The organism is Streptomyces spinoverrucosus (genome assembly GCF_006539505.1).
In the GTDB taxonomy this organism is placed as follows: Bacteria; Actinomycetota; Actinomycetes; order Streptomycetales; family Streptomycetaceae; genus Streptomyces; species Streptomyces spinoverrucosus.
The window spans coordinates 134,029-149,346 of record NZ_BJND01000023.1 but is presented as its reverse complement, the minus strand read 5'-3'; the positions used below and the strand labels follow the sequence as shown (position 1 = coordinate 149,346).

The following is a 15,318-nucleotide window of genomic DNA, read 5'->3' as shown; positions in this document are numbered from 1 at the left end:
GGGCATGCAGTTCCCGGCATCGCGAAGGCGCCCCCTGTGCGGAGGGGGCGCCTTTTTGCGTGTGCGGGTGTCAGCCCGCTGCCGCTATGCGGTTGGTTGCTCGGGCCGCCTTCTTCAGTTCCAGTTCGCGGCGGCGGCGCCTCGCCAGGACCACTCGGCGTTCGGCGGCCGTGAGGCCGCCCCACACGCCGTACGGTTCGGGCTGGAGGAGGGCGTGTTCGCGGCACTCGACCATGACGGGGCAGCGTGCGCAGACCCGCTTGGCCGCCTCCTCACGGGAGAGCCGGGCGGCGGTGGGCTCCTTGGAGGGCGCGAAGAACAGGCCGGCCTCGTCGCGCCGGCACACGGCCTCCGTGTGCCAAGGGGCGTCTTGGTCCCTGTCTCGCGCTGGCACCCGCTGGGCCGGAACTCCAGCTACCTGCAGGGACGAATGCGGCGGTTGCAGCACGGTCTACTCCTGACGACGGCTTCGCGAGCGAGAGACGATGCAGCAAGGTCTACCCGCTGTACGCGCGCCTATGCAGGGAGTCCCCAACCGTTGGAATGACCGTCAGCGATCCAGGTGCTTACGCAAACCCTTGTCGAGCTTGCGCTGCCGATCGAGAATGTCCGCCACGAGCTTCCCACGCTTCGGCCGCGCCTCGATGTTGCCGAGCACGGCCCAGCCGTCCACGAAGACGACGGGCGCGTCGGGGTCGGCCGCGTCCAGCGTGTCCACCTCGAAGTTGCCGAGGATGCCGCCGCCCGTGCCGCGCAGCGAGACGTTCTCCGGCACGCGGACCTCGACGTTTCCGAAGACGGACCAGGCCTTGATCAAGACCTGCTGGTACTCGAAGATCGCCTCGCTGAGGTCGAGCTCGACACTGCCGAAGATCGAGTACGCGTGGATACGGCGGCCCGCCCGCCAGCGGCCCTTGCGCACCGAGGCGCTGAACACCGCGACCACGTTCTCGTCCGGGTCCGCCGGTATCGCACCGGCCGTCGGACGATGGGGCGCGGAGGTGTACGCGGGGGTCGCGCGGGCCTGGTGCGCGCCGGGCAGGTCCCGCACATATGGCTCTAGTTCGCCGACCGTCTTGGCGCGGTAGACACCCTCCACCCGCTCGGCGTGCTCCTCGGCGGTGAGGCGGCCCTCGGCGAGGGCGTCGCGCAGGATGTCCGCGAAACGGTCGCGGTCGGCGTCGGAGGCACGGAGCTCGGCGGCGGGCGCGGTCTGCTTCTGAAGGTCCACGACAGCAGCGTACCCAAACACGATAGATCGCGACACCCCAGAGGCGCCCCGGAGCCGCCTGAGGGAACCGCGAACTGAGCCTTACCTCACAAGCTCCCCGTCAGTGGCACGTCCTACGCTGGTGGACGCTTGCCAATGGAGGCCAGCCGCTGTCTGCCGTAAGTGAGGAATGGGCGAGATGCCTGAGTTCGAGTACACCGATCTGCTCCCCATGGGGGAGGACACCACCCCGTACCGGCTGGTGACCTCCGAGGGTGTCTCCACCTTCGAGGCCGACGGGCGGACGTTCCTCAAGGTCGAGCCCGAGGCGCTGCGCAAGCTCGCCGAGGAGGCCATCCACGACATCCAGCACTACCTGCGCCCGGCCCACCTGGCCCAGCTGCGCCGGATCATCGACGACCCGGAGGCGTCCGGCAACGACAAGTTCGTCGCCCTGGACCTGCTGAAGAACGCGAACATCGCCGCCGCCGGTGTGCTCCCCATGTGCCAGGACACGGGTACGGCGATCGTCATGGGCAAGCGCGGGCAGAACGTGCTGACCGAGGGCGGGGACGAAGAGGCCCTGTCGCGCGGCATCTACGACGCGTACACCAAGCTGAACCTCCGCTACTCCCAGATGGCTCCGCTCACCATGTGGGAGGAGAAGAACACCGGCTCCAACCTCCCCGCGCAGATCGAGCTGTACGCGGCGGACGGCGGCGCCTACAAGTTCCTGTTCATGGCCAAGGGCGGCGGCAGCGCCAACAAGTCGTTCCTCTACCAGGAGACGAAGGCCGTCCTGAACGAGGCCTCCATGATGAAGTTCCTGGAGGAGAAGATCCGTTCGCTGGGTACGGCCGCCTGCCCGCCGTACCACCTGGCGATCGTGGTCGGCGGGACGAGCGCCGAGTACGCGCTGAAGACCGCGAAGTACGCCTCCGCGCACTACCTGGACGAGATCCCCACCGAGGGCTCGCCGCTCGGGCACGGGTTCCGGGACAAGGAGCTGGAGGAGAAGGTCTTCGAGCTGACGCAGAAGATCGGGATCGGGGCGCAGTTCGGGGGCAAGTACTTCTGCCATGACGTGCGGGTGGTGCGGCTGCCGCGGCACGGTGCGTCCTGCCCGGTCGCCATCGCCGTCTCCTGCTCGGCCGACCGGCAGGCGGTCGCGAAGATCACCGCCGAGGGTGTGTTCCTGGAGCAGTTGGAGACGGATCCGGCGCGGTTCCTGCCGGAGACGACCGACGAGCACCTCGACGAGTCCTCCGCCCGCGGCGAAGCCGCTCATAGGCACAGTGTCCGGATCGACCTGAACCAGCCGATGGACGACATCCTCGCCGAGCTGACCAAGTACCCGGTCAAGACCCGGCTTTCGCTCACCGGCCCGCTGGTCGTGGCCCGCGACATCGCGCACGCCAAGATCAAGGAGCGGCTGGACGCGGGCGAGGAGATGCCGCAGTACCTCAAGGACCACCCGGTGTACTACGCCGGTCCGGCGAAGACCCCCGAGGGCTACGCCTCCGGTTCCTTCGGCCCGACCACGGCCGGGCGGATGGACTCCTACGTCGAGCAGTTCCAGGCGGCGGGCGGTTCCAAGGTGATGCTGGCCAAGGGCAACCGCAGTCAGCAGGTCACCGACGCGTGCGCCGCGCACGGCGGTTTCTACCTCGGCTCCATCGGCGGTCCCGCCGCCCGCCTCGCGCAGGACTGCATCAAGAAGGTCGAGGTCGTCGAGTACGAGGAACTCGGCATGGAGGCCGTCTGGAAGATCGAGGTCGAGGACTTCCCGGCGTTCATCGTGGTCGACGACAAGGGGAACGACTTCTTCAAGGACCCGGCGCCCGCGCCGACGTTCACGTCGATTCCGGTACGGGGGCCCGGGCTGGCGTAAGTGGTGTGTGGCGGCGGGGGTTTTCTCGCCCCCGCCGCCCCTACCCTTCCCATCCCCAGGGGCTCTGCCCCTTCGACCCCGCCAGGGGGCTTCGCCCCCCCTGGACCCCCATCGGCCTGGACGGCCTCGTCCTCAAACGCCGGACGGGCTTTATTCAGCCGGCCTGCGCTGATCAGCCGAGCCCCGTTCAGCCCACGCCCCCGGAACATCCCCGCCGCCCCGATCGCTGTACCCGGTATGAGCGAATACCGGATCGAGCACGACTCCATGGGTGAGGTCAGGGTCCCCGCCGACGCCAAGTGGCGGGCCCAGACGCAGCGGGCCGTGGAGAACTTCCCCGTCTCCGGGCAACGGCTGGAGCGCGCCCACATCGAGGCACTCGCGCGCATCAAGGCCGCGGCCGCCGCCGTCAACGCCAAGCTCGGCGTTCTCGACAAGGACATCGCCGACGCCATCCAGGAGGCGGCTCGGGAGATCGCGGAGGGGTGGTGGGACGAGCACTTTCCCGTCGACGTGTTCCAGACGGGCTCCGGCACCTCGTCCAACATGAACACCAACGAGGTCATCGCGACCCTCGCGAGCGAACGGCTCGGCCGGGACGTCCACCCCAACGACCACGTCAACGCGTCCCAGTCGTCCAACGACGTCTTCCCCTCCTCCCTGCACATCGCCGCCACCGCCGCCGTCCTGCGCGACCTGATCCCGGCGCTGGAGCACCTCGCCGGCTCCCTGGACCGCAAGGCGGAGCAGTTCGCCGACGTGGTGAAGTCGGGGCGGACGCATCTGATGGACGCCACGCCCGTGACGCTGGGGCAGGAGTTCGGGGGGTACGCCGCCCAGGTGCGCTACGGCATCGAGCGGCTTCAGGCCTCGCTGCCCCGGCTCGCCGAACTGCCGCTCGGCGGCACCGCGGTCGGCACCGGGATCAACACCCCGCCCGGATTCCCGGCGGCCGTGATCGCGGAGGTCGCCCGCACGACCGGTCTGCCACTCACCGAGGCCCGCGACCACTTCGAGGCGCAGGGCGCCCGGGACGGGATCGTGGAGACCAGCGGACAGCTGCGGACCATCGCCGTCGGACTGACGAAGATCGCCAACGATCTGCGCTGGATGGCGTCCGGGCCGCGCACCGGGCTGGCCGAGATCAACCTGCCCGATCTGCAGCCCGGTTCGTCGATCATGCCCGGCAAGGTCAACCCGGTCATCCCCGAGGCCGTGCTCATGGTCTGCGCGCAGGTCGTCGGCAACGACGCCACCGTCGCCACCGCGGGCGCGTCCGGCAACTTCGAGCTGAACGTGATGCTCCCGGTCATCGCCAAGAACGTGCTGGAGTCCGTCCGGCTGCTCGCCAACGTCTCCCGCCTGCTCGCCGACCGGACCGTCGACGGCATCACCGCCAACCGCGAACGGGCCCGCGAGTACGCCGAGTCGTCCCCCTCCGTGGTGACGCCGCTCAACAAGTACATCGGGTACGAGGAGGCCGCCAAGGTCGCCAAGAAGTCGCTGGCCGAACGGAAGACGATCCGTCAGGTCGTGCTGGAGAGCGGGTACGTCGAGCGCGGCGACCTCACGGTGGAGCAGCTGGACGAGGCGCTGGACGTCCTGCGGATGACGCATCCGTAACGGACGCCGTGCCGTGTGACCGGCGCGTGAACCGTGACGCGCGCCGCAGCGTCGTATGCCTGTGACACCTAATATCTGTGCATGACGGACGACGGAGCGGTGAGACGCGTGGAAGCGGGCGGAGCTACGGCCTTCTGGGCACCCGGCAGTCACATCCTGTGGCGCTACCGGGAGAACGCAGGCGACCGCTTCCACATAGCGCGCCCCGTCACCGTCGTCCGTGACGACGCCGACCTGCTCGCGGTGTGGCTGGCGCCGGGCACGCAGTGCGTCAGGCCGGTGCTCGCCGACGGGACGCCGGTGCACCTGGAGCCCCTTCAGTCGCGCTACACCAAGCCGCGGACCGTGCAGCGCGACCGCTGGTTCGGCACCGGCGTGCTGAAGCTGGCCCGGCCCGGTGACCCCTGGTCGGTGTGGCTGTTCTGGGACCCGGGCTGGCGGTTCAAGAACTGGTACGTAAATCTTGAGCAGCCGCTGGCCCGTTGGGGCGGCGGGGTGGACTCCGAGGATCACTTTCTGGACATCTCCGTGAACGCGGACCGCACTTGGCACTGGCGGGACGAGGACGAGTTCGCGCAGGCCCAGCGGGACGGTCTGATGGACGCCGCGCAGGCCGAGCGGGTCCGGGACGCGGGGCGGTCCGCGGTGGAGGTGATCCGCGCCTGGGGGCCGCCGTTCTCGGACGGCTGGCAGCACTGGCGCCCGGATCCGTCCTGGACCGTACCCTCACTTCCGGAGGACTGGGACCGTATGCCTGCGCATGTGTCCTCATGAGACCCTTGCTGCGCCCCCGGGCAGGAAACGTAGGATCGTCCTCCGCAAGGGCGCGCGGCGGCAACTCGCGGGGCGCACAGTGTGCTTGACCGGATGTCACCGAGGGGCGGCAGGACGTGAGCGAGGGGTACGAGGGCAACACCCGTGCGGGGCGCTGTCGGCCCGCCGGTGGCACAGGAACAGCCTCTGACCACGCGGGAATTCCGTTCCTGGGGCATGTATTCCGGGTATCGGGACTTCTGCGGGACGAACTGCACGCGCGGTGCAAGGCGCGCACGGCCCCGGACGGATGGATTCGACACGCGTGACGGAGCAGCCGACCTCTTACGAGCGCCCCCAGCCGGGCACCGACCCCGCGGATCCCCGCGGGGCGCTCCTGCGTACCCCGGCGGCTCCGCTGACGCCCGGCGCCGCCGCCTTACCGGCGCAGGCCCGCAGCACCGGCGAGACGCCCCCGGGACCGTCCGTGACACCCAGCGACGGCAGCGGACCCGAGCACTCCCAGCCGGCCGCCGCGGAACCCGACACCCACCGCCCGCGCCCCGCGCCGGAGGTCATCCCGGCGCAGCCCGGCACGGACCCGGAGCGTTCCGGCCCCGGCGGCCAGGAGCGCCGTACCGGCCAGGTCACCCCGCCGGGGCGGCCCACGCCGATGCGGCGGGACGGCGACCGGCTGCGCTTCGTGGGCGCGGCCACCCGGCGGATCGCCCGCGGCATCGACCTCGACGAGATCGTGATGGGGCTGTGCCGGGCGACCGTGCCGACCTTCTCCGACGCGATCCTCGTGTATCTGCGCGACCCGCTGCCGGTCGGCGACGAGCGGCCGACGGGGCCGGTCGTGCTGCGGCTGCGCCGGACCGACCGGATCCCGGAGGAGCGGGACACCGAGGGCGGCTTTCTGCCGGTGGCCCAGCCCGAGCCGTCGGAGCTTTCGACGCTGACCGCCGAACTGTGCGAGGTCCGGCCCGGTGGCGCGCTCGCCGAGGTGCTGCGCGGGGTACGCCCCGTGTTCGCCGACGCGCCCGCCGCCCGCGCCGCGCTGCCCGAACTGCTCGGCGAGGACGGCGAGGCGGTGATCCCCGCCGGCCAGCGGGCCATCCTCGCCCCGCTGCGCGGCCGCCGCCGCGTCATCGGCGCCGCGGTCTTCCTGCGCCGCCCGGAGCGGATGGCGTTCGAGGCCGACGACCTGCTCATCGCCGCCCAGCTCGCCACGCACAGCGCGCTCGGCATCGACAAGGCGGTGCTGTACGGCCGGGAGGCTTACATCGCCGACGAGTTGCAGCGCACCATGCTCCCCGAGACCCTGCCGCAGCCGACGGGCGTCCGGCTGGCCTCCCGCTACCTGCCGGCCGCCGAGACCGCGCGGGTCGGCGGCGACTGGTACGACGCCATCCCGCTGCCCGGCAGCCGCGTCGCGCTCGTCGTCGGTGACGTCATGGGGCACTCCATGACGTCCGCCGCGATCATGGGCCAGCTGCGGACGACGGCGCAGACGCTCGCCGGGCTCGACCTGCCGCCGCAGGAGGTGCTGCACCACCTCGACGAACAGGCGCAGCGGCTCGGCACCGACCGCATGGCGACCTGCCTCTACGCCGTCTACGACCCGGTGTCGCACCGGATCACCATCGCCAACGCCGGCCACCCGCCGCCGGTGCTGCTGCATCTGGGCGGGCGGGCCGAGGTGTTGCGGGTGCCGGCGGGCGCGCCGATCGGGGTCGGCGGCGTCGACTTCGAGGCCGTGGAGCTGGACGCGCCGGCCGGCGCGACGCTGCTGCTGTACACGGACGGGCTGGTCGAGTCCCGGCTGCGGGACGTGTGGACCGGCATAGAGCAACTGCGCGAGAAGCTCGCCGCGACCGCGCAGCTCACGGGGCCGGACCATCCGCCGCCGCTCGAAGCGCTGTGCGACGAGGTGCTGGACATGCTCGGGCCGGGCGACCGGGACGACGACATCGCGCTGCTCGCCGCACGGTTCCACGGGATCGCGCCGAGCGATGTGGCGTACTGGTTCCTGGAGCCGGAGGAGATGGCGCCGGGCAAGGCTCGGCGGCTGGCTCGGCGGGCGCTGGTCCGGTGGGGGCTGGAGGAGCTGACGGACTCCGTGGAGTTGCTGGTCAGTGAGGTGGTGACCAACGCGGTGCGGTATGCGTCGCGGCCGGTGACCTTGCGGCTGCTGCGGACCGATGTGCTGCGGTGCGAGGTGGGCGACGATGTGCCGCAGCTGCCTCGGCTGCGGCAGGCCCGGGCCACCGATGAGGGCGGGCGCGGGCTGTATCTGGTGAACCGGATGGCTCGGCGGTGGGGGGCTACTCGGCTCAGTACCGGAAAGGTTGTGTGGTTCGAGCTGAACAGTGGGTGAGGTTCGCCCCCGAAGCGTTGAGGGCGCCCGGCGTTTGTGCCGGGCGCCCTTTCTCATTGCTCGTCGTTCGGGAAGAACGGGTTCTCCGGTGTGGTCCCGTCCGTCGGTTGGCCCGTGGTCGGGGTCTCCGTCGGCTGTTGAGGAGTCGTCGGCGTCTCCGTCGGCTCCTCGGTCGTCGGCGTCTCCGTCGGCTCCTGGGCCGTCGGGGTCTCCGTCGGGGTCGGGGTGAACGTCGGCTGCACCGCCGCGCCCTGAGTGGTGTCCAGGTCGAACTTGGTGACCTCGTCCATCACGCCGAAGGTGTACGCCGCCCAGATCTTCGCCGGGAAACCACCGCCGTTGACGCGGCCCTTGCCCGGCAGGGTGCCGGTGGCGCCGGCCATGTTCACCTGGCCGCCGGTCTTGGCGTCCTCGCCGAACAGACCGACCGACGTCACCAGGTTCGGGGTGTAGCCGGTGAACCAGGCGGACCTGCCGAAGTCGGAGGTACCGGTCTTGCCGGCCACCTGCTGCCCGTCACGCGCCGGGTTGTCGCGCACCGCCACGCGGGCCGTACCGTCGTCGACCACGCCGGTGAGCACCGAGGTGACCGTGTCGGCGGCCTCGCGGCTGATGACCTGTTCGCCGATGGGATCGGGCAGGTCGACCACGGCGTCCTTGTGCTCGGCCGAGGCCAGGATCGCCGGCGTGACCTTCTTGCCGTGGTTGTCGAGGGTGGCGTAGATCCCCGCCATCTCCAGCGGGCTCGCGCCCATGGAGCCGAGCGTCTGGGCCGGCACCGCCTGCATTCCGTCGGTGTCCATGCCGAGCTCGCCGGCGACCTCCATCACCTTCTCCATGCCGACGTCGACGCCCATCTGCGCGAAGACGGAGTTGATGGACTTGTTCATCGCGGTCTGCACGGTGACATCGTCGTAGTCGACGTCGTCCTCGTTCGGCGGGGCGAAGCCGACCTTCTTGCCGTTGTCCATGACCTGGTGCTTGCTGTCACCGTCGTAGATCGTGTTCGCGGTGATCGGCTCGCCGTCCTGGGTCTCGGCGTCCTCCTCCACGGCGGCGGCCAGGATCACCGGCTTGAAGGTGGAGGCCGGCTGGTAGTCGCGGCGGGTGGCGTTGTTCCGGTAGTGCTTGACGTAGTCCACGCCGCCGTACATCGCGACGACCTTGCCGGTCTTGGGGTCGACGGACACGGCGCCGGGCTGGATGTTCCCGTCGACCTTCCGCTTCTTGGGGTCGAGCTTGCTGGTGAGCTGTTCCTTGGCGGCCTGCTCCAGCTCGTCCTGCTTCTTCTTGTCGATGTTCAGCGTCATGGTCCAGCCGCCGCGCTTGACCAAGGCGAGGGCGTCCTCCTGGTTCTCCGCCGTTCCCTGGGCCACCAGTTGCCGGGCCAGCTCCGCGTTGGCCGCGTCGACCAGATAGCCGACCTGGCCCTCGAGTCCGGGCGTGCCCTGCGGCTCCTTCGGCACCGGGAACTCCATGCCCTGGCGCTCGGAGACGTTCAGCCAGCCCTCCTCGACCATGTTGTCCAGGACGTAGTTCCAGCGGTTCTTCACCAGATCCTTGCTGGTCGGCGAGGCGACCGCCCAGTCGTACTGGCTCGGCGCCTGGAGCAGCGCGGCGAGGTACGCGCCCTGCTCGACGGTGAGTTGGTCGGCGTCGACGCGGTAGTAGGCCTGCGCGGCGGCCTGGATGCCGTAGGCACCCCGGCCGTAGTAGCTGGTGTTGATGTAACCCGCGAGTATGTCGTCCTTGGACATCTGGCGGTCCACCTTCAGCGAGATCACCAGCTCCTTCAGCTTGCGGGTGACCGTCTGTTCCTGACTGAGGTAGTAGTTCTTGACGTACTGCTGGGTGATCGTCGAACCGCCCTGTGCGCCCTTGCCGCTGAGCGTGTTGAACAGGCCGCGCGCCGTGCCCTTCAGGTCGACGCCGTTGTCCTGGTAGAACGTCTTGTTCTCGGCGGCCACGAAGGTCCGCTGGACGGCCTTGGGCACCCTGGCCAGGTCGACGACCTCGCGGTTGACCTCGCCCTCGCGGGCCAGGACCGTGCCGTTGCTGTACTTGTAGACGTTGCTCTGCTGCTTCGCCGCCGCGTTGCCCTCGGGGACCGGCACGAGCAGGTACAGCAGGATGAAGCCGCCGATGCCGAGCAGGCACAGGCCGAGGAACGTGCCGAGGATCTTCTTCCAGGTGAACAGCCTGCGGATGCCGGTCTTCCCGGTCTTCCCGGGCTTGGCCCTGCGGCGGCCGGGACCGGTCGGGCCCGCCGGGCTCGCTGCGCTCGGCCCGCTCGACGAACGGCGGCGCTTCGGCGCCGCGCGGTGGCCACCGCGCTGTCGCGCTCGTCTGTCTTCCGCTCGTCCCATGAGTCCGTCGCTCCACTCCGCTCTCAGGTCAGCTCAGAAAGCTAACACCGCTCTCTATGACAAAGTCCGACTCATTCGGTCTTTTGTGGGCGTGAGAATCAGCACGCTTCCCTACGGAACCGACGCCCGAGAGGGGGTTGGGGTTGCCGTGGCGGGGTAAAGCGATATCAATTAGATAGAACTGAGCTAGAAACGGGGGACCCTATGTCCACGCACGACTCCCCGGCCGTCGCCGACGCCCCGGAGATGCCCGCCCCACACGTCCGTGAGTTCCCGGCGCACAGCATCGGCGGCGGACTCGCCCTGCTCCTGGGCCTGATCGGGCTGCTGGGCGGCATCGCCATGGTGGTCGCCGCCACGGCCGTCTCCGCGACCGGCGCCAAGGCCGCGCTGATCGTCCTCGGCGTCCTGATCGCCATCAGCGCGTTCGTCGCGATGTGCGGGCTGAACATGGTGGCGCCGGGCGAGGCCCGGGTCGTCCAGCTCTTCGGGCGCTACCGGGGCACGATCCGGCAGGACGGCCTGCGCTGGGTGAACCCGCTCACCTCCCGCACCAAGATCTCCACCCGCGTCCGCAACCACGAGACCGCGGTACTGAAGGTCAACGACGCCTATGGCAACCCGATCGAGCTCGCCGCGGTCGTGGTGTGGAAGGTCGAGGACACCGCGCAGGCCACGTTCGAGGTCGACGACTACATCGAGTTCGTCTCCACCCAGACCGAGGCGGCCGTACGGCACATCGCCATCGAGTACCCCTACGACGCCCACGAGGAGGACGGCCTCTCCCTGCGCGAGAACGCCGAGGAAATCACCGAGAAGCTCGCCGTCGAACTGCACGCGCGCGTGGAGGCGGCCGGCGTGCAGATCATCGAGTCCCGCTTCACGCACCTCGCCTACGCGCCCGAGATCGCCTCGGCGATGCTCCAGCGGCAGCAGGCCGGAGCGGTCGTCGCGGCCCGGCGGCAGATCGTGGACGGCGCGGTCGGCATGGTCGAGATGGCGCTCGCCCGGCTGACCGAGCGGGACATCGTGGAGCTGGACTCCGAGCGGAAGGCGGCGATGGTGTCCAACCTGATGGTGGTGCTGTGCGGTGACCGGGCCACGCAGCCGGTCGTCAACACCGGGTCCCTCTACCAGTGACCGAACCGTCCGAGGCTTCCTCGAAGCGGCGGCCGCAGCAGCAGCGCAAGCAGGTGCTGCTGCGGCTGGACCCATCGGTGTACGAGTCGCTCGCCCGCTGGGCGTCGGACGAGCTGCGGTCGGCCAACGCGCAGATCGAGTTCCTGCTCCGCAAGGCCCTCAAGGACGCGGGCCGACTGCCGGGGGACGCCGGTCCCCTGCCCCGCCGGGGCCGCCCGCCACGGGACTCCGAGCCGCAGTAACAGACCGGCTCCCGGAGGCCCCAACCGCCGTAGCAGAACCGTGACAATCGACTCCCACCAGCGGCGACGTACCGCAGGCCATGAGCTGCACACTGCACGTATACACACGACGTATACGCGGTGTGTAGAATGCTCCGCATGTCCATCGGTCACACCCTTCTCGGGCTCCTGGAGTCCGGCCCCCGCCACGGCTACGACCTGAAGCGGGCCTTCGACGAGAAGTTCGGTCAGGACCGGCCGCTGCACTACGGCCAGGTCTACTCGACGATGTCCCGCCTGCTGAAGAACGGCCTCGTCGAGGTCGACGGCATCGAGCCGGGCGGCGGGCCGGAGCGCAAGCGGTACGCGATCACCGACGCCGGGATCACCGACGTGGAGCGGTGGCTCGCGACGCCGGAGAAGCCCGAGCCGTACCTCCAGTCGACCCTGTACACCAAGGTCGTCCTCGCCCTCCTCACCCGGCGCGACGCCGCCGACATCCTCGACACCCAGCGCTCGGAGCATCTGCGGATGATGCGGATCCTCACCGACCGCAAACGCAAGGGCGATCTCGCGGATCAGCTGATCTGCGACCACGCGCTGTTCCATCTGGAGGCCGACCTGCGCTGGCTGGAACTGACCGCCGCGCGGCTCGACAAGCTGGCGGAGGTGGTGGCGAAGTGACTCCCTCCGGTTCCCTGCTCGTGGCCGAAGGCCTACGCAAGACGTACGGCCCCACCACCGCCCTGGACGGCGCCGACTTCTCCATCCACCCCGGCGAGGTCGTCGCCGTGATGGGCCCCTCCGGCTCCGGCAAGTCCACGCTGCTGCACTGCCTCGCCGGGATCGTCCCGCCCGACGCGGGCTCGATCCGCTACGACGGCCGGGAGATGGCCACGATGAACGACGCCCAGCGCAGCGCGCTGCGGCGCTCGGAGTTCGGGTTCGTCTTCCAGTTCGGCCAGCTCGTGCCCGAACTCACCTGCGTCGAGAACGTGGCCCTCCCGCTGCGCTTGAACGGCACCTCCCGCAAGGCCGCCGAGCGCACCGCCCTGTCCTGGATGGAGCGCCTGGAGGTCGACGGCATAGGCAAGAAGCGGCCCGGTGAGGTCTCCGGCGGTCAGGGCCAGCGCGTCGCCGTGGCCCGCGCCCTGGTCACCGGCCCGCGCGTGCTGTTCGCCGACGAGCCGACCGGCGCGCTGGACTCCCTCAACGGTGAGCGCGTGATGGAGCTGCTGACGGACGCGGCCCGCTCCACCAACGCGGCCGTCGTCCTGGTCACGCACGAGGCACGGGTCGCCGCCTACTCCGACCGCGAGATCGTCGTACGGGACGGGAAGTCCCGGGACATGGAGCGCGTCGTATGAGAGCCCGATGGGGGCACCTCCCTGCTCGAGCGAAGTCGAGAGCTTGGGGGAGGTCCCGTGACCTGGCCATGGGCGCCGGGTTCGCGTTCACCGGCCGGGGCGGCTGGGTTCGGGCGGTGCTCACCGCGGTCGGCGTCGGGCTCGGTGTGGCGCTGCTGCTGCTCACCACCGCGCTGCCGAGCGCGCTGGACGCCCGGCACGAGCGCGAACAGGCCCGCACCGACTTCACGTTCAGCCAGACCGTGCCGCCGAAGACCGACGCCACCCTGCTCGTCGCCAACGTCGGCACCACCTTCCGCCACGAGGACATCCGCGGCCGGGAGCTGGAGCCGGAGGGCCCGAAGGCGCCCCTGCCGCCGGGCGTCGACAAGCTGCCCGCGCCGGGCGAGATGATCGTCTCCCCGAAGCTGAAGGCGCTCCTTGAGTCGCCGGACGGCAAGCTCCTCCGCGAACGGCTGTCCGACCGGATCGTCGGCACCATCGCCGAGCCGGGTCTGGTCGGCTCCGCCGAACTCGCCTTCTACCGGGGCGGCGAGGACCTCGCGTCGAAGCTCGACAACGGCCGCGTGGTGCGCATCGAACGGTTCGGGGAGCCGATCCAGGGCACCTCCGACCCCTGGGACCCGGTCCTGATCCTCCTCGTCCTGGTCGTCTTCGTGGTCCTGCTGATGCCGGTGGGTGTCTTCGTCGCGGCGGCCGTACGGTTCGGCGGCGAGGGACGCGACCGGCGGCTCGCGGCGCTGCGGCTGGTGGGCTCCGACAGCGGGATGACCCGCCGGGTCGCGGCGGGCGAGGCGCTCGCCGGATCCGTGCTGGGCCTGGTCTTCGGCATCGGCTTCTTCCTGATCGGGCGCCAGATCGCGGGCCGGATGGAGGTGTTCGAGGTCAGCGTCTTCCCGAGCTATCTCAACCCCTCTCCCGCCCTCGCCGCGCTGGTCGCGGTAACGGTCCCGGCGGCCGCCGTCCTGGTCACCCTCTTCGCGCTGCGCGGTGTGGTCATCGAGCCGCTCGGCGTGGTCCGCACGGCCAAGCCGCGCCGCCGCAGGCTGTGGTGGCGGCTGCTGCTGCCGATCGGCGGCCTGGCGATGCTCGCCCCGATGATCGGCCAGGGCAGCGACGGCGGTGACTTCAACCAGTACCTGGTCATCGGCGGTGTGATGCTGCTGCTGATCGGCATCACGGCGCTGCTGCCGTGGATCGTCGAAACAGCCGTCGCCCGGCTCGGCAGCGGTCCGGTCGCCTGGCAACTGGCGGTGCGCCGCCTTCAGTTGAGCAGCGGCACGGCAGCCCGTACGGTCAACGGCATCGCCGTGGCGGTGGCCGGCGCGATCGCGCTGCAGATGCTGTTCGCCGGGGTGGAGGACGACTTCACCGAGGTGACCCCGTACGACGAGACCCGAATCCAGATGCAGGTGTCCATACCCGAGGGCATGCCGCCGGCGCAGGCCGCGGCGGACTTCCGGCGGACCGAGGGCGTGCGCAAGGTGTACGCGTACTCGGAGGGCTATGTCGGCGAGAAGCGCACCGACCCCGACTTCAGCACCCAGGTGACGGTCGGCGACTGCGCCGCCCTGCGGGAGGTGGCGAAGCTGCCGTCGTGCCGCGACGGCGACGTGTTCGCCGTATCGGGCGCGGAGTACGACACCGACACCTCCGACATGGCGAAGCCCGGCCGGACGCTCTACTTCGACCCCAGCTACGAGGACGGACACGAGGGCACGGAGACCCCCTGGACGCTGCCGGCCGTCAAGCGGGCGGAGGCGGCCGTGGACATGACCGGCAGCGAGCGCGGCGGCCTCCTCGTGACGCCGAAGGCGCTGCCTGCCGCGACCACGAAGAGCCTCGGCGGCCAGGTCTATCTCCGGCTCGACGAGTCCGTACCGGACGTCTACGACCTGGTCCGCAACACGGCGGCGGCGATCAACCCGCTCTCCGACCCCATGCTGTGGGTGTCCAGCCAGCGCTCCGAGCGCTACGACTCCATCCGCACCGGCCTGTTCGTCGGCGCCACCTGTGTGCTGGCCCTGATCGGCGCGAGTCTGCTGGTCTCCCAGCTGGAGCAGCTGCGCGAACGCAGGAAGCTGCTGTCGGCCCTGGTGGCCTTCGGCACCCGGCGCCGCACCCTGGGCCTGTCCGTGCTGTGGCAGACGACGATCCCGATCGTGCTCGGCCTGACCCTCGCCTCGGTGGTGGGCCTCACCCTGGGCGTGGTGCTGCTGAAGATGACGGCCACCGGGTTGAGCGTCGACTGGGCGAGCCTGCTGGCGATGATCGGCATCGGCGCGGGCGTCGTGCTCCTCGTCACGCTGCTCAGCCTGCCGCCCCTGCTCCGGCTGATGCGCCCGGAGGGCCTGCGCACCGAGTGAG

Annotated in this window: 12 protein-coding genes; 9 read left to right on the top strand and 3 right to left on the bottom strand. The window is 70.4% G+C overall.

Going from position 1 to position 15,318, the window contains the following annotated elements:
• Positions 1–70: 70 nt before the first annotated feature.
• Together SSP24_RS17290 and SSP24_RS17285 are read right to left on the bottom strand one after the other, a co-directional pair.
• Entirely contained in the window at positions 71–448 is a 378-nt protein-coding gene (locus tag SSP24_RS17290; protein WP_141310451.1) for a WhiB family transcriptional regulator, read from the bottom strand.
• Positions 449–550: 102 nt separating this feature from the next.
• The gene (locus SSP24_RS17285; protein WP_141310450.1) at positions 551–1,231 is read right to left on the bottom strand and encodes a DUF1707 SHOCT-like domain-containing protein; all 681 of its coding nucleotides are present in this window, start codon (positions 1,229–1,231) and stop codon (positions 551–553) included.
• A 178-nt stretch (positions 1,232–1,409) separates the two neighbouring features.
• On the opposite strand from SSP24_RS17285, the gene SSP24_RS17280 reads away from it, so the two are divergent.
• The 4 genes from SSP24_RS17280 (at position 1,410) to SSP24_RS17265 (ending at position 7,857) form a co-directional block, all read left to right on the top strand.
• Entirely contained in the window at positions 1,410–3,101 is a 1,692-nt protein-coding gene (locus tag SSP24_RS17280; protein ID WP_167529610.1) for a fumarate hydratase, read from the top strand.
• 237 nt (positions 3,102–3,338) lie between these two features.
• Positions 3,339–4,724: a class II fumarate hydratase gene (locus SSP24_RS17275; RefSeq protein ID WP_141310448.1), complete on the top strand. Its 1,386-nt coding sequence runs from the start codon at positions 3,339–3,341 to the stop codon at positions 4,722–4,724.
• Positions 4,725–4,805: 81 nt separating this feature from the next.
• Positions 4,806–5,498, top strand: a complete 693-nt coding sequence (fomD, locus tag SSP24_RS17270) for a cytidylyl-2-hydroxypropylphosphonate hydrolase (RefSeq protein ID WP_141310447.1) — start codon at positions 4,806–4,808, stop codon at positions 5,496–5,498.
• A gap of 289 nt (positions 5,499–5,787) precedes the next feature.
• Positions 5,788–7,857 carry an ATP-binding SpoIIE family protein phosphatase gene (locus tag SSP24_RS17265; RefSeq protein ID WP_174864665.1) on the top strand — a complete coding sequence of 690 codons (2,070 nt, stop codon included), beginning with the start codon at positions 5,788–5,790 and terminating at the stop codon, positions 7,855–7,857.
• A 53-nt stretch (positions 7,858–7,910) separates the two neighbouring features.
• Here SSP24_RS17265 and SSP24_RS17260 read toward each other — a convergent pair whose 3' ends face one another.
• Complete coding sequence (locus tag SSP24_RS17260) at positions 7,911–10,223, bottom strand: transglycosylase domain-containing protein (RefSeq protein ID WP_141310445.1); 2,313 nt, start codon at positions 10,221–10,223, stop codon at positions 7,911–7,913.
• 204 nt (positions 10,224–10,427) lie between these two features.
• Between SSP24_RS17260 and SSP24_RS17255 the strand changes: the two genes are divergently transcribed.
• The 5 genes from SSP24_RS17255 to SSP24_RS17235 all read left to right on the top strand — a co-directional run bounded on the left by SSP24_RS17255 (position 10,428) and on the right by SSP24_RS17235 (position 15,317).
• On the top strand, positions 10,428–11,363 hold the full coding sequence (locus tag SSP24_RS17255; protein ID WP_141310444.1) for an SPFH domain-containing protein: 936 nt from the start codon (positions 10,428–10,430) through the stop codon (positions 11,361–11,363).
• Complete coding sequence (locus tag SSP24_RS17250; protein ID WP_141310443.1) at positions 11,360–11,605, top strand: type II toxin-antitoxin system antitoxin; 246 nt, start codon at positions 11,360–11,362, stop codon at positions 11,603–11,605. Before SSP24_RS17255 ends, SSP24_RS17250 begins: the two co-directional genes overlap by 4 nt.
• A gap of 138 nt (positions 11,606–11,743) precedes the next feature.
• Positions 11,744–12,268, top strand: a complete 525-nt coding sequence (locus tag SSP24_RS17245) for a PadR family transcriptional regulator (RefSeq protein ID WP_141310442.1) — start codon at positions 11,744–11,746, stop codon at positions 12,266–12,268.
• On the top strand, positions 12,265–12,951 hold the full coding sequence (locus SSP24_RS17240; protein ID WP_141310441.1) for an ABC transporter ATP-binding protein: 687 nt from the start codon (positions 12,265–12,267) through the stop codon (positions 12,949–12,951). The genes SSP24_RS17245 and SSP24_RS17240 overlap by 4 nt, the downstream gene beginning before the upstream one ends.
• Positions 12,952–13,019: 68 nt before the next feature.
• Complete coding sequence (locus SSP24_RS17235) at positions 13,020–15,317, top strand: ABC transporter permease (RefSeq protein WP_141310440.1); 2,298 nt, start codon at positions 13,020–13,022, stop codon at positions 15,315–15,317.
• Position 15,318: the final 1 nt, after the last annotated feature.

What these genes read in the sequence shown, in the direction of transcription:
- SSP24_RS17265 (WP_174864665.1), top strand. Translation starts at nt 5,788, where the DNA reads ATGGATTCGACACGCGTGACGGAGCAGCCGACCTCTTACGAGCGCCCC.
- SSP24_RS17235 (WP_141310440.1), top strand. Translation starts at nt 13,020, where the DNA reads ATGGGCGCCGGGTTCGCGTTCACCGGCCGGGGCGGCTGGGTTCGGGCG.
- SSP24_RS17280 (WP_167529610.1), top strand. Translation starts at nt 1,410, where the DNA reads ATGCCTGAGTTCGAGTACACCGATCTGCTCCCCATGGGGGAGGACACC.
- SSP24_RS17255 (WP_141310444.1), top strand. Translation starts at nt 10,428, where the DNA reads ATGTCCACGCACGACTCCCCGGCCGTCGCCGACGCCCCGGAGATGCCC.
- SSP24_RS17275 (WP_141310448.1), top strand. Translation starts at nt 3,339, where the DNA reads ATGAGCGAATACCGGATCGAGCACGACTCCATGGGTGAGGTCAGGGTC.
- SSP24_RS17260 (WP_141310445.1), bottom strand. Translation starts at nt 10,223, where the DNA reads ATGGGACGAGCGGAAGACAGACGAGCGCGACAGCGCGGTGGCCACCGC.
- fomD (WP_141310447.1), top strand. Translation starts at nt 4,806, where the DNA reads ATGACGGACGACGGAGCGGTGAGACGCGTGGAAGCGGGCGGAGCTACG.
- SSP24_RS17245 (WP_141310442.1), top strand. Translation starts at nt 11,744, where the DNA reads ATGTCCATCGGTCACACCCTTCTCGGGCTCCTGGAGTCCGGCCCCCGC.